The sequence below is a fragment of the Paenibacillus sanguinis 2301083 = DSM 16941 genome (assembly GCF_000374825.1).
GTDB classification, from domain to species: Bacteria; Bacillota; Bacilli; order Paenibacillales; family Paenibacillaceae; genus Fontibacillus; species Fontibacillus sanguinis.
In genome coordinates, this window is the sequence record NZ_KB895382.1 from 137689 (window position 1) to 151676 (window position 13988).

16 protein-coding genes and 1 pseudogene are annotated in these 13988 nt (G+C 48.1%); 7 read left to right on the forward strand and 10 right to left on the reverse strand.

What is annotated here, in order from left to right:
- Positions 1–68 precede the first annotated feature (68 nt).
- Positions 69–872, forward strand: coding sequence for a YhcN/YlaJ family sporulation lipoprotein (locus tag C557_RS0112820; RefSeq protein WP_018752275.1), 804 nt, complete (start codon positions 69–71; stop codon positions 870–872).
- A gap of 80 nt (positions 873–952) precedes the next feature.
- On the opposite strand, the gene nagA is transcribed toward C557_RS0112820, so the two are convergent.
- Genes nagA through C557_RS0112835 form a run of 3 tightly spaced genes read right to left on the reverse strand, consistent with a single transcriptional unit; the run spans position 953 to position 3745 of the window.
- On the reverse strand, positions 953–2143 hold the full coding sequence (nagA, locus tag C557_RS0112825; protein WP_018752276.1) for an N-acetylglucosamine-6-phosphate deacetylase: 1191 nt from the start codon (positions 2141–2143) through the stop codon (positions 953–955).
- Positions 2143–2871 (reverse strand): glucosamine-6-phosphate deaminase, encoded by a 729-nt coding sequence (gene nagB / locus C557_RS0112830; RefSeq protein ID WP_018752277.1) that lies wholly within the window; start codon positions 2869–2871, stop codon positions 2143–2145. Before nagB ends, nagA begins: the two co-directional genes overlap by 1 nt.
- Complete coding sequence (locus C557_RS0112835; RefSeq protein ID WP_018752278.1) at positions 2855–3745, reverse strand: MurR/RpiR family transcriptional regulator; 891 nt, start codon at positions 3743–3745, stop codon at positions 2855–2857. The genes nagB and C557_RS0112835 overlap by 17 nt, the downstream gene beginning before the upstream one ends.
- Positions 3746–4396: 651 nt before the next feature.
- On the opposite strand from C557_RS0112835, the gene C557_RS0112840 reads away from it, so the two are divergent.
- A complete protein-coding gene (locus C557_RS0112840) occupies positions 4397–4831 on the forward strand; it encodes a MarR family winged helix-turn-helix transcriptional regulator (protein ID WP_018752279.1) in 435 nt (144 codons plus the stop codon).
- A 150-nt stretch (positions 4832–4981) separates the two neighbouring features.
- Positions 4982–5428 (forward strand): annotated as a pseudogene (locus C557_RS24480) (FGGY family carbohydrate kinase); the annotation flags it as partial.
- Between the two features lie 43 nt (positions 5429–5471).
- On the opposite strand, the gene C557_RS0112850 reads toward C557_RS24480, so the two are convergent.
- The 5 genes from C557_RS0112850 to C557_RS0112865 form a co-directional block, all read right to left on the reverse strand.
- Entirely contained in the window at positions 5472–6188 is a 717-nt protein-coding gene (locus tag C557_RS0112850; protein WP_018752280.1) for an ABC transporter permease, read from the reverse strand.
- Entirely contained in the window at positions 6185–7117 is a 933-nt protein-coding gene (locus C557_RS0112855) for an ABC transporter ATP-binding protein (RefSeq protein WP_018752281.1), read from the reverse strand. The genes C557_RS0112850 and C557_RS0112855 overlap by 4 nt, the downstream gene beginning before the upstream one ends.
- A 95-nt stretch (positions 7118–7212) precedes the next feature.
- Entirely contained in the window at positions 7213–7539 is a 327-nt protein-coding gene (locus C557_RS24200) for a sensor histidine kinase (protein ID WP_018752282.1), read from the reverse strand.
- Positions 7540–7583: 44 nt separating this feature from the next.
- Positions 7584–8522 (reverse strand): histidine kinase dimerization/phospho-acceptor domain-containing protein, encoded by a 939-nt coding sequence (locus C557_RS24205; RefSeq protein WP_018752283.1) that lies wholly within the window; start codon positions 8520–8522, stop codon positions 7584–7586.
- Complete coding sequence (locus C557_RS0112865; RefSeq protein ID WP_018752284.1) at positions 8519–9193, reverse strand: response regulator transcription factor; 675 nt, start codon at positions 9191–9193, stop codon at positions 8519–8521. Before C557_RS0112865 ends, C557_RS24205 begins: the two co-directional genes overlap by 4 nt.
- Positions 9194–9383: 190 nt before the next feature.
- Here C557_RS0112865 and C557_RS0112870 point away from each other — a divergent pair, with 190 nt between their 5' ends.
- Positions 9384–9974 (forward strand): TetR/AcrR family transcriptional regulator, encoded by a 591-nt coding sequence (locus tag C557_RS0112870; protein WP_018752285.1) that lies wholly within the window; start codon positions 9384–9386, stop codon positions 9972–9974.
- Positions 9975–10084: 110 nt separating this feature from the next.
- On the opposite strand, the gene C557_RS0112875 is transcribed toward C557_RS0112870, so the two are convergent.
- Complete coding sequence (locus C557_RS0112875; protein ID WP_009225122.1) at positions 10085–10309, reverse strand: helix-turn-helix domain-containing protein; 225 nt, start codon at positions 10307–10309, stop codon at positions 10085–10087.
- Between the two features lie 115 nt (positions 10310–10424).
- Positions 10425–10757 (reverse strand): winged helix-turn-helix transcriptional regulator, encoded by a 333-nt coding sequence (locus tag C557_RS0112880; RefSeq protein ID WP_018752286.1) that lies wholly within the window; start codon positions 10755–10757, stop codon positions 10425–10427.
- Between the two features lie 223 nt (positions 10758–10980).
- On the opposite strand from C557_RS0112880, the gene C557_RS0112885 reads away from it, so the two are divergent.
- Genes C557_RS0112885 through ribD form a run of 3 tightly spaced genes read left to right on the forward strand, consistent with a single transcriptional unit; the run spans position 10981 to position 13963 of the window.
- On the forward strand, positions 10981–12075 hold the full coding sequence (locus C557_RS0112885; RefSeq protein ID WP_018752287.1) for an FAD-dependent monooxygenase: 1095 nt from the start codon (positions 10981–10983) through the stop codon (positions 12073–12075).
- A gap of 24 nt (positions 12076–12099) precedes the next feature.
- Complete coding sequence (locus C557_RS0112890; protein WP_018752288.1) at positions 12100–12879, forward strand: GTP cyclohydrolase II; 780 nt, start codon at positions 12100–12102, stop codon at positions 12877–12879.
- Entirely contained in the window at positions 12872–13963 is a 1092-nt protein-coding gene (ribD, locus tag C557_RS0112895) for a bifunctional diaminohydroxyphosphoribosylaminopyrimidine deaminase/5-amino-6-(5-phosphoribosylamino)uracil reductase RibD (RefSeq protein WP_018752289.1), read from the forward strand. Before C557_RS0112890 ends, ribD begins: the two co-directional genes overlap by 8 nt.
- Positions 13964–13988: the final 25 nt, after the last annotated feature.

Here is a 13988-nt window from a genome sequence, read left to right on the forward strand (position 1 = left end):
TGAGCGGACAATTTTGCGCATCCTAAGACCTGTCTCATACATTCATTCTATAGATGGAGGTTGACTACATGCGAGGAAGCAAAATCGTTCATTTATCATTGTCGGCAGCATTGGTCGCGGGGGTTGGCGGTATTGCGGGCTGCGGTAACGCGGACAATAACATGCGAACCCAGAGCTTGCGCAATAACCACAATCGGGGCTACAACATCAATTCAATGGACTCCATGGACCGAAATCAGCGTATGAATACGCGAAATACGGGTAATGGGCAGGAACGGATTCAATCGCTTCGCTATAGCCAGGCATTGAGCAACAAAGTGGCTCAGCTTGGCAGCGTGCAGGCGGCACATGTCGTCGTGACTGATCATGACGCTTATGTAGGCGTGACTTTGCATGGCAATCGCCAGAACAATGGCAATGGCATGAATACCGGTCGTAACGAAGGAACAGGCATGGACATGCTGGGGGCCGGTAGCAAAGGCGTGAATATGAATCGGAGTCGAGCTCTGAATTCAACCGATCGAATGCCGGGTGTGGGCATGAATGGCCACAGGGATACATCCATGTATGGCACTACGGGCACAGAGATGATCAACCGGTCGCCAAATGAAAATGGCATCGGACTTGGCATGGGTGACATGGGCTTAGGTATGGGTGTGGATAACATCGGTGAGGATGTCAGAGAACAAATTACAACGGCCATTAAGCAAACAGCGCCGCACATCCGTAATGTCTATGTATCGGGCAATACCGATTTTGTGGATCAAATTGGAAATTACGGAATGCAAAGCCGTGCCGGCAGAACTTTAAACCACTATATTAACGATTTTGAAACGATGATCAACCGCATCTTCCCCGGGGATCAACGATAATCAACAGGGTCGGCAAAAAGCGCGAGAACGGGGTTGAACCCGGCTGCTCGCGCTTTTATTGTAAGCGATAAATGAACGGCTTATTCGTTTGCAGCAAAGAGACGTCCCTTCACCCAGGTTTGGCGCAGCTCCAGATCGCTATCAACCAACAGCAGGTCTGCTTGCTTGCCTGTTTCAAGGGAGCCTGTCAGGTGCTCGATACGAATTAATTTGGCCGGGTTGCCGCTGGCAGCCTGAGAAGCTCGTTCGACTGACAATCCGACCTCCTGCACAAGATGACGGAAGCCCCGGATCATCGTCAGCGTGCTGCCAGCCAAGGTACCTTCGCTATCTCTCAGCGTACATACATTATCCTTAACTACAACGGGCAGATCGCCAAGCATGTAGTCTCCATTGCCAAGGCCCGCGGCGGACATGGCATCCGTGATTAAAATAAGATTATTCTCGTTCTTCACACTTGCGAGCAAACGAATGGCTGCATGGTGAACATGGATGCCGTCGGCAATAATCTCCGTACTGATTCCCGGTGTGCTAAGAATAGCTCCAACGGTGCCGGGCTTGCGGTGGTGCAGCGGTGTCATGGCATTGAACATGTGCACGGAATGATTTAGGCCCACTTCATGAGCCGACATAATCTCTTCGTAAGTTGCATCGGTATGCCCTGCTGCCGCTACAATGCCTTGCTTGCGCAAATAGGCGATCAACTCATGCGCCCCTTCCCGTTCAGGAGCAAAGGTCACCTGCTTGATCAAGCCCGGATACCTGCGATCCCAGGCTTCAACCCATTCCCGGTTTGGAGGGACAACATGCTCGGGATTTTGCGCTCCGGGCCATTTCGGACTGATGAACGGCCCTTCCAGATGCACGCCAACCAATTGAGCATAGGGCATGTCGCCTTCCATATATTGATGCACTGTATCCAGCACGGCGTCGATGGATGCTTTGGGCAGGGTCATCGTTGTGGCTAACATCGAGGTGGTGCCCTGACTGCAATGAAGCCGCGTGATGGCATCTAATCCTTGCTCGCTTGGCTTGGAGAAATCCTCCAGCATCCCGCCGTGTACATGCACGTCGATAAAGCCGGGCAACACGTAGCTGCCGGCAGCGTCAATCATCTTGACATCACTATGGTTCAATCCGCTGATGGATAAACCGGACGTAGAGCCTACATAGGTAATCACTCCATGCTCGACGGCAACAGCGCCATCATCGATGATCCCTTGCGGAGTCACGACTTTGGCATGCACAATCTGAAAAGTTCGTTGTTCCATCACAGATGTCTCCCCGCCCCTGGGTCTACAACGACCACAACATTGGAGTGAGTTTGCAGCAGCGAAGCCGGGCATTGAGTCGTAATCGGCCCGTTCAAGGCTTGGGCAATGATGTCGGCCTTGTCCTCACCTTTGGCCATCAGCAAAATTTGCTTGGCCTTCAGAATGGAGCCGATGCCCATAGTCAGCGCGTGGGTTGGCACTTCGTCAATGGAATTGAAGAAGCGTGCATTGGCAACCCGGGTTTGTTCTTCCAGCTTAACCACGTGTGGAGGGCCTTGAAGCTCTTCTCCAGGCTCGTTGAAGCCGATATGGCCGTTATGTCCAACTCCCAGCAGTTGCAAGTCGATCTGACCGGCTCCATCCAGCAGGCGGGCGTAATCTCGGGCCGCTTGCTCAGGATCAGCAGTATTGCCAAGGGGGACATGCGTATTGTTAAGGTCAATATCGACCTGGTTGAACAGCTTCTCATCCATAAAACGGCGATAGCTTTCCGGATGATCCGTTGGCAGTCCGATATATTCGTCCAGGTTATAGCTGCTGGCTTGTTTGAAGCTGACGGTGCCTGCACGGTAAAGTTCAATCAGTTTCTCGTAGACACCAACCGGGGTACTGCCCGTAGCCAGGCCAAGGATCGCCTTAGGATTGGTTTGCAGAAGGCTGGCGATGATGCCTGCCCCTGTTTCGTTAAATTGCTGCTCACTATTTGTTTTAATGATGTTCAGCATTGCTTTTGTCCTCCTTGGGTTTTGCAATATATTTTTGGATATTTTGATAAGACTGTTCAAGCTTTGGAATGTAATCCTGGAACTCAAGGCTGACCATGCCGGTAAATAAAATGTCGATGACATGGAGCTGAGCGATTCGCGAGGCCATGTCACCGCGCCGCATCCCTTCCTCAAGTGATGAGGAGAACAAGGGGATATCCGCAAGGGTAGCCAGACGATTGTTGCTATATTGGGTGAGCGAAATCGTTAGTGCACCGCTATCCTTGGCACAGCGCAGAGCATCGATGGTCTCGGGGGTTGCCCCCGAATAGGAGACGGCCAAGGCCACATCTCCTTTACCAAGCGAAGAAGCTGAGGTGATCTGCATATGTGAATCGGCGAAGGCAGTACAGTGCTTGCCGATGCGGACCAGCTTCTGGGAGAAGTCCTGGGCAACGATTGAAGAGGTAGCTACCCCGTACAAATCGATGCGACGGGCTTGGCATAATGCTTCCACAGCTCGGGTTAATTGATTCATGTCCAGCAGGCGCGTGGTATCGGTAATGGAAGCCAGATGATTTGCTTCCATAGCCTCCACGATCTTCGGTAGATCGTTGCCTGCGATGATGTCCTGATAATGATTGTCGGCAGGTTTATGGGCCAGCTCTCCGGCCAGCTTCATCTTGAAGTCGGGAAATCCTTTGAAATGGAATGTCTTGCAAAAGCGGGTAATGGTTGAAGGGCTGATGCCGCATGTACCAGCCAGCTCCGTAATTCCTAACCGAAGGACAGAGGCCGGTGCTTGCAAGATGTATTCCCCCAGCTTGCGTTCCTGTGGGGGCAAAGAAGCCAGATGACTGGAAACAGCATGTAAAATAGGTGTGGAAATAATCATTCCTCCCCTTATAGAAGTAGTTCAAAAAGTCGTCTTCCCAGGACGAAGCGGTTCAAGGAGTAGATTCGACATCGAATCTTGAATTCAGTCGGGCCTTCCGTTGCTCACGTACCCAGTACGTACGCTGCGCTACTCAGTCCCTAGCTTCATTCAACCTTCTTGGTCCTGTAAACCCGACTTTTTGAACACATATTAAAAGAAGTAGTTCAAAAAGTCGTCTTCCCAGGACGAAGCGGTTCAAAGAGTAGATTCGACATCGAATCTTGAATTCAGTCGGGCCAAGCATAGGCTTCCGTAGTATGTTTCTTACAGAAACATTTGAGTTGCTCACGTACCCCTGCTTCCGAAGTCGTTTCTCCGAAAACGTGTAGCTCCGCTACTCAGTCCCTAGCTTCATTCAACCTTCTTGGTCCTGAGAACCCGACTTTTTTTGAACACATATTTTCTCTGATGAAAATAATTTTCCTTTTGAAATGGATTATTCATGAAAATTATTTTTATATTACGCCTTCATCATAATGGATATAAGATTGATTTTCAAGGGGGCCCCTCCTATTTTGTCCAGAGAATATCTAACGTTTCCTTGAATTTTTGAACTTTGCATACTAAACTTAAACAAGCTGAATCCTGTGGGAGAGAGGAAGGATTGCATTGACGGTTGATCTTGATGCATATATTGAAAGGATAGAGGTGGCTTGGAGCAATTCATTTCGCAAAATGAAAAGCGAGTTGCTGCACCATCAGGAGCTTGGCCTAACCGGCCCTCAATTCCAGATGTTGGGATTGATTGCTAGAAAGCAGGTTTGCAATGTCAGCTACTTGGCGGATAAGCTCGAGGTCAAACCTAGCGCGATTACGGTAATGATCGACCGGTTGGTTCAGAACGGCTACGTACATCGGCGGCATGATGAGCAAGATCGGCGTGCTGTGTTGTTATCGGTCACTGAACGAGGGGCCGAGGTGCTGGAGGAAGCGAAGAAGAAATCACGCGAAGTGCTGAAGCGTCAATTGTCGGTATTGACCGAGCAAGAGCTGGAAGCGATGATTACCATTATGGAGAAATTTTCAAGTGTGAACAAGCTTTAGCTTGTCAGATGCATACTTAGGGCCGTTCAGGCTTTCCGAGGTTAACTGGCGGTTCTTTGCTTTATATAAAAGTAAGGAGCAAAACATTCGTAAGCGCTATTTCTGCTGCGAGAAGTCGGGAAATGAGGGATAAATAACGAAAAAGTATTTATGGCCCTGGATCAAGGAACGACAAGCTCCCGGGCCATTCTGTTTGACCAGGCGGGGGCCATTATGCATTTGGCACAACGGGAGCTGCCGCAATATTTCCTCACGCCTGGCTCAGTGGAGCAAAATCCCAATGAGATATGGGGTTCGATTCTCTTTAGTCATCGCCACCTGTCTATCCGAGTCTGCTGTGAAGCCTAAGCAATTTGCGGGGATTGGCATCGCCAATCAGCGGGAAATCACCATCGTCTGGGACAAGGATACAGGGCAACTGATTTATCCGGCCATTGTGTGGCAATCGCGACAGGCGGCCCCGGTTGCGAGGCTTCAAAGGCAGCGGAGCATGACCATTTATTTCGAGCCAAGACCGGCTTGTTGCTGGCCCTTTATTTTTCCGGAACGAAGGTGAAATGGATTCTAGACCGGGTCGATGGTTCGCGGGAGCGCGCCCGCATGATGGTTAGCTCCACCAGCTGGTTGCTTGTACAAATGATTACCTTTGGTCCGCATAACGCCAGTATGCCATGGTACCGATCAGACCGCCAGCCCCGGTGACGGCGAGAATCAAGTAACTAATCCAATTCAGTGAAGCCAGTCCACTTCCCGGAGAAGTGAAAGGCAAGGTTTGCAATGTCGGCATAGCCCATGGTATATAAGGTCCTGCTGCACTGCTCCCCAGGCTTAGTGCAAGAATCAAGGTCAGGAAGACGAAGCCGATCGGAGCCAGCCAGCCACGCGACAAGCTTGCCAGCAGGGCTACAACCGTACATAGCAGCACGCTAAATAGAGATGTCAGGGCAAAGGCCCCCAAGGCTTCTCCTATAAGATTCCATGAGAAATGGGGCAACTGGGCGACGGCTCCTAATCCCAGTGCGTAAATGAAGACGGCGATAGTAATCAGAAAGCAAGCTATAATCACGGTAGCGTATTTAGCCAGTACCAGATTAATTCTTGATACCGGTAAAGATAACAAGTCCTTTATCGTCCTGTCCGCATATTCCCGTCCATACAACCAGCTGGTGAGAAAGCCGAACCCAACAGAGCCAAGAATGACAAATTTATAGGTTGCGCCTTGGAGATAGACCTGCCAGTCGGCTTTGCCAACCTCTTGAGAAACAATAAATATAAGGAAGAGCAACGTTAACCAGGGTACTAACGATCGACGTAACTTGTATACCTCAACACCCAGGGTGGACATAAAATGCTTCATTTGCAACCACCTCCGATCACGCCAACCGTTCTGAGAAAATAGGATTCGAGATTTTCTTCTTCAACCTTGAGCAAGGTAGGCGATAAGTCGGCGTGCACTAATAGCTTGGCAATTTGCTCAGGCTGGCGAATGGCTTTTTCGCTCATAATTTCAAGGCCTCCCTGCTCGGATAACCGAACATCATATCCCTCTTGTGTCAGCATCCTCATCGCTTTTTCTTGAGAGGGTGTATCGACATCGACCCATAAATACTTGTTCAGCATTCTGTCCAGGTCCGCGGCACTCGCCTCCTGAATCAGCCGACCTTGATGAATAATACCAAAGCGGGATACCATCTTGGACATCTCTTCCAGAATGTGGCTTGATATAAAAATGGTGACGCCATGATTCAGTGCCAGATCTTGCAGCAGTTGGCGAACCTGATAGATGCCAGCGGGATCAAGTCCGTTCGTCGGCTCGTCCAAAACAAGTATGCTCGGATTATGCATGAGCGCCTTGGCCAGTCCCAGCTTCTGAGCATTGCCTAACGAAAGGTTCTTTGCCTTTGTATGCTCATAGGAGGTCAGCTTAAGCTTGCTCATAACCTCATCGATGCATCGCTTGTCCGGAAGCCTTCTAAGTCGGCGCATCATCTCCAGGTTCTCTCTTACGGTGAAGGAGGGGTAGGCATATGGAGTTTCAACAAGGTAGCCTACATGATCCCATAAGTGGGGGTCGCCATTGACTACCCTTTGCCCATTGAGATACACGCTGCCGGAAGAAGGCAAAACCATACCTAGCAGAAGCCGGATTATCGTGGTTTTGCCCGCGCCATTCAATCCCAAGAAACCGTAAATCTCCCCCTTGTCCACGGACAAGGAAATATCATCGATCACTATCTTGTCGCCATATTGCTTGATTAAACTTTGTGTCAAAATCATTTCAGGCATCCTCAGCACTCCTTACTTGTCATTGATCTGTATCTGTAGCCTCATCTTACAAGTATCGAGTAAACTGAATTTAAATGAGATTTACCGTTTATTTCCTATTGTTCATTTGGCAAAATTACAGTGAATGTTGTACCTTTGTCGATTTGGCTTTTTACACTGATCCTACCTCCATGCAGGTCTACAATTTTTTTGGCAATGGATAAGCCAAGCCCACTGCCTTGATTCGTCCGTTCTCTGGTCGGGTCTGATTTGTAAAATCGCTCAAAGATGCGCTGTATATGCTCTTCCGGTATGCCCTTGCCCGTATCCGAAATCTCCACGGTCAGCCCCTTCTTTCGTGAATGTAGCTCCACACGGATTTGCCCATCCTCAGGGGTGAATTTAATGGCATTATGGATCAGATTGACCCAAACCTGGCTCATTCTTTGTTCATCCAATGTACAGTGTATCTCTTCCAGATCGGCCTCTACGGCAATAGTTTCCCTCTCCACTGGGGTTCGCAAGCCAGGATGAGGTTTCTGAGTTGGTTATCCAGCCTGTATGGTGCTGACTCCAGCATCAAATTTTCTGAATCCAATACAGCTAGCTGCAGCAAGCTTTCACTCAGCCTGGACAATCGCAAGCTTTCAGCTTCAATAATCCCCAGGTAGAGTTGCCTTTCTTCCAAACATATGGTCTGTTCATTTTGCAGAACTATCGCAAACCCGCGGATGGATGCCAAGGGTGATTGAATCTCATGGGAGACGTTAGAGATAAACTCCTGGCGCATATTTTCGAGCTGCTCAAGGTCAGCTGCCATGTTATTAACGCTTTTAACCAAGTCTTTCAGGGAGCCGTTATTTTCAAGCTCATCTCCCAGCCGGGCTTTATAATTTCCATGGGCAATATTCTCTAACACCCGAATGACCGCTGCCAGCAAATTCACCGTTTTGGTAAGATGGCCGTACTTCAAATAATGACCGACAAGCAGCAGCAAGAGAACCCCTAACAGTACCTTCAACACCTGACTCATGAGCGGGAATTGGCTTGGCCCCACTCCTATGGAGAAATACAACATCCCGGTGAAGAATCCGGCCAAGGCGCTGCACCCGATCAAAGCAACCAGGACCATAAGGACGAGGACAATTCCTTGAAGCCAATAATTTTTCCTGAAATTTTCTGTTCCGAATCCGTCTCTTAGCCGCGTATATCTCTTGATCAGGAGCAGTAAGAAGAACCATATGGCCACAACAAGAAGGGAGAAGGAGAACGTCGGCTTCCCTAACATTTTGAAGCCCATAATTGAACTGCTCATCATGTGAAGCATATACGCAATGGTAAAGGAAGCCAAGAAGCTGATCAGCAGGGTAACCCAGACATTAATGCGAAGAAGGTTGTGTCTTCTGGTGTGTCGTTGAGGTATCATTCCGGCGCCTCCAGGCAATAACCTAGTCCACGCGCAGTTTTGATCGCAAAGCCATGCTCTGACGCCGGGAATTTCTGGCGCAGCCGGTTAATGTGCACGTCCAGGGTGCGTTCATTTCCTTCAAACTCATACCCCCAAATTTCTGTAATGAGCTGATCCCGGGACAGAGTTCTATTAGGCTGGCTAGCCAATTTGAATAGCAGTTCAAATTCCTTCAGCGGCAAGAACAAGGTCGAGTTGCCCAAGGTAATTTCATAGTTCTTGCGATCCATGAATAATTCACCAATGCTTACCGTTTGGGAGGATACTATTTGATAACGGCGTAACAAGGCCTTCACCCTCATGACCAATTCCATAGGCTCCACTGGCTTGACCAGGTAGTCATCTGTGCCGGACTGAAATCCTTTTACTTTTTGCTGAATGTCCCCCTTGGCTGTAAGCATTAATAGCGGGAGGCTGTAATGTTTTCGCAGCTCCTGGCACAGCTCCCATCCATCCATATTTGGCATCATAACATCAAGGATGACCAGATCGGCTTTGACCGTTGCCAACAGGCCAAGAGCTTCAAGCCCGTCGTTGGCTTCGTAAGCCGTGCAACCTTCCCGTTCCAGTATCGTCCGAACCAGCCTGCGAAAATGGACATCATCATCTACGATCAGGATTTTATTCATGGGTAGTCTTCACGATCGCTAAGCTTGCGTATGTTTTTTTCATATGCTCACACCTCTTTTTTTGATAAAGTGCAATTTGTACTTTATTTCAAACAAATTATAGCTCTTTTGGATTTAAAGTACAATGTGTATCTTAATTATGCTAAAATAAACGCAGATTCAAGAAGCAGAAACAGGAGGAATAATCCCTATGGCGGCAAAGCGAAGAAGAGGAGAACAACTGGAGACAGCTATTCTGGAAGCTGCTTACAACATTCTGTGCACTTCCGGATATGAGCTGATGACGTTTCAGAATGTGGCCAAGCAAGCAGGAACGAGCAGAACCGTGCTGTATGGCCGTTATAGCGATAAGGTGGGGCTTCTGTATGCCCTGGTTCAATTTCGGTTCACTCAGGCGCATGGTGGGAACATGGTAGATCTGGTGCGGGAGCAAGGCAGCTTGCGCGAAGATTTGCTGAGTGTCGTCAAGCTGTATCAGGAGTTTTTGACTACGGTAGGCGCGGAGTTGATGGGGGCCATTTTGTTTGAATTGAGTGTGAAGAATGTACAACTCCAGCGCTTATCGTTGCTTGGCCGGGACAGCAATATCGAGATGATGCAAAAGATACAGGAATTTGCCAAACGAAGAGGGGAAATCCACCATGAATTTACCAACAGGCAAATGAGCTTGCCCTTTGATTTGTTGCGCTTTGAGAATATGGTTAGAGGAGGAGACGTTACGGAGAACTATTTGATGGAACTGGTGGATGAGGTACTGTTGCCAGTTTATTTGAATACTTAGATAAAGTGGCGATTACTATGCCAGGCAAAACAAAAAACCTTCTCTTTCTCCCGTTAAACGGGATGAAAAAGAAGGCTTGCGGTTCCCCGGAATGAGTTTTGAGGCACCTGTCAGATTTTCAGCTCCCCAAGCTTGATTAGCTCGACTACCGCCTGTGCACGACCTTTGACGTTCAATTTTTGCATCACATTAGAGATATGATTACGAACGGTTTTCTCGCTGATAAACAATTGCCCGGCAATGTCGCGCGTCGTTTTATCCTGTACGAGAAGTTCGAAGACCTCTCGCTCACGATGAGTTAACAGAAATTTGCTGTTACGATCGCTGCTTTTCAAAATGCGTCACCCCTCCTTGCTCGGGTTTTGTGGTTTTAACAAGGTTAAGGGATACAGTCAAGACATAGTATGAAAAGCGAACGAAATTGGTGCGATGACTATATAAAAATAGGCATCAGCAGCTTGGTGGGGGAGCTAGCTCGATCCATTCCGTTGCCCAATCCTGAATTTCGGCAAATACAGGGGCGAGCGCCATGCCCCTGCTCGTCAATGAATATTCTATACGGACAGGCTTCTCAGGATAGACAATTCGCTGAATTACCCCCTCCTCCTCTAACTCCTTCAATCTTTCGGATAACATTTTGCCACTCAAATTGGATAGTGAATTCTCAATTTCAATAAATCGTTTAGGGCCATCCAGCAATTTGTATACAATGAATGTAGTCCAACGTTTGCTAAGCAATTCAACTGCTTTTTCAAACCGGGGACACATGGACGAAGTGTTCATTCTGTTCACCTCACTTAATAGGAATAAAGCTTACCTTTACAAAAATTATATAATTACTTGACGAAATATACAATATAAAATAAACTAAGTTACATAAAGTAACTAAATGATTTGAAGTATGTTATGAAGTATGTTATTGAATTGAATAAATTGGCGTGCTTATGAGCCATGCTTTGGGCAATTTGGATTTAGAGTTGCGGTTTGCCCAGGAGGGACAGCTACTATGAACAAGAATGTGGATGTATGTGTAATTGGTGCAGGGCCTGGCGGGGCGTTATTATCTTATTTATTGGCTAAGTCAGGTATCTCCGTTGCCTTGTTAGAGAAGCAAATGACGCTAGGCAAGGCATTTCGGGGAGAGATTCTGAATAGCGATGGCGTTGCGGTGTTGAACAAGCATGAGGTCATGTCTCGCTTTGAGGACGGGGCCATCTTGCCATTAGAGCATATTGAGTATTGGCTCAATGGCAAGCTTGTTAAGCTGCTGCTGCCCGCTATGTCTGAAGGTAATGTCGGCATTCATGTACCTCAGGCAGATTTGCTGGATGCGCTAATTAAAGGGGCAAGCCAATACCCTGACTTCACATTGCATACTGGAGTGACGGTAAGCCGTTTGGTACAGGATGAGGATGGTTATTACCATGGAATCTTGGCGTTTGATGGAACTGGAGAAGAAATGCTGCTGCATTGCCGGGTGATTGTGGGTGCTGATGGCAGATACTCTACCGTGCGCAGACAAGCGAATATACCTGCCATGATTCGCAATCACGGTTATGATCTGTTGTGGGCGCGCATACCTGCTCCGCCAGGCTGGAAGCCGATCATTCGCTCTGCTATTGTGAACAATCAGCAACTGCATTTGTTCACACAAGCAAGAGGACACATTCAAATTGGCTGGAATATTGAACAAGATTCCTACCCGAAGCTGCGTAAACAATCATTTGAACCTTTTATTACAACGCTAATCCAGGCTTTTCCTGATCTTGAGCACCAGGTAAGGCAATATATCAAGTCATGGAATGATTTTGTGTTGCTTGATATATTCAGCAGCCAAGCGGATACTTGGACCAAGGATGGGCTTGTACTGATCGGGGATGCTGCCCATACCATGACTCCGACAGGGGCATTTGGACTTAATGAGGCCTTGCGTGATGCGGATTGGCTTGCGGATCATTTAACACAGGGCTTGCAGGGGGATCTCCTTGATAAAGACTGGCTCAAGCAGGTAGAGCAAGTGCGCCGTCAGGCGGTAGAGGTATTACAGCAAGAGCAATTAATCATGGAACAAACCTATCAACAGAACTTTTATGTAGGATAAGCAGATAAGAAAGGTGTGTTAAACATGCTACAGAACGATACTCAACATGCACTAAATGTGCTTAAAAATAAAGTTCATACGATTCCTTCGCCCGATGCTACAAGTGTTATAGTTGGCCCGATCAAGCTACCTGTCAATTTGGACGGGGAGACCGTGGAATTCCAATGGTATACCTGGCTGTCTGTTCATGACAAAGCAGAAAGAGAAAGATATGCCTCGTATACTCCAGAAGAAATAATCGCCTTGATGCCGTCACTGCAACTTGCAGAAGGTCAACAATCAAGCGTGCTTGTATATGGAAATTTTGAACAAGATCCATATGCCCTGATTCGGATGCATAGCATTTGCCATACGGGTGATATCTTTGGCAGTAAACGTTGCGACTGTGGATATCAGTTGCGTCAATCCATGAAGCTTATAGTTGAGCACGGAACAGGCGCCATATTCTATCTGGCCAATCACGAAGGCAGAGGCATTGGCTTGCTTAGCAAATCCATGGCCTATATCCTCCAGGAAGAGGGTCTTGATACCGTAGAGGCTAACCTTGTACTAGGCTTTGCTGATGATGCCCGCCAGTACACAGATGCTATCAGCATTTTACAATATTTAAGACAAAAGCCCGTTACTTTAATTACTAATAATCCTCGGAAAATGGAGGCATTACGCGCATCGGGGATGAATATATCGGGTAGAGTGCCCCTTTGGGGAGATATCTCCGAATACAATGTGAAATATCTACAAACCAAAGTGAACCGCTCGGGGCATTATACTCAAAATGAAGGGATACTAAACGAATATGCATGAGTCTGTGAATTCGCATGAGACCTATATGAGATTGGCGCTGGAAAATGCAAAAGCCATGAGCGGACAAACAGCGCCAAATCCAATGGTTGGCGCTGTCATTGTAAATGAGGACAGAATTGTTGGAATCGGCTCGCATTTGAAGCCAGGAGAACCACATGCTGAAGTCCACGCTCTGCGAATGGCCGGAGATGCGGCCAAAGGAGCAACGATTTATGTTACGTTAGAGCCTTGCTCTCATCATGGCCGAACAGGACCTTGTGCTGAAGCTATTGTAGAAGCGGGTATTTCCCGGGTCGTTGTCGCGGCGTTAGACCCTAATCCGCTTGTCGCAGGCAGAGGAATTGCCATTTTGCAACAGGCAGGAATCGAAGTAATTCAAGGTGTATTGGCAGAGGAAGCAACTAAGCTGAATGAAGTATTTAATAAGTATATTGTGACCAAACGTCCTTTTGTTACTCTGAAATCGGCCATGACACTAGATGGGAAAATTGCGACCAGACAAGCAAGCAGCAAATGGATTACTTCAGAGGCGGCCAGAGAGGATGTGCATCGGCTACGTCATGAGTCGGCTGTGATTTTGGTGGGCGTGGGCACCATTGTTCACGACGATCCCCAGCTTACAACACGGCTGCCTGGTGGACGTCACCCGCTTCGTGTGATCCTGGACAGTTCACTGCGAATTCCTGAGCGGGCAAGGGTGATTACAGACGGTGAGGCCCCCACCTGGATTTTTACGGGGCATCGTCCTGATGAAGCTAAGCAAGCAAGGCTGGAGCAGCTTGGAATCAAGGTATTCAGAACAGCGACACCGCAGGTCAATTTGGCTGAGGTGCTGGATGTGCTGGGTGCGCATGAAATGTCCTCTTTGCTGGTCGAAGGCGGAGGACAAGTCAACGCATCTTTTGTAGAACAAGGGCTTGCAGACAAGCTTGTGCTGTACATCGCACCCAAAGTGGTAGGCGGTCAGCAGGCTCCTACGTTTCTGGAGGGACTTGGCGTAGGGATGATGAATGAAGCCAAAGCTTTGCATGATGTCAGCTTTTCGCAGTTGGGTGTTGACTTTAAAATTGAAGGTTATTTTTAAGGGGACCCACTTCCGGGAAGCTGCT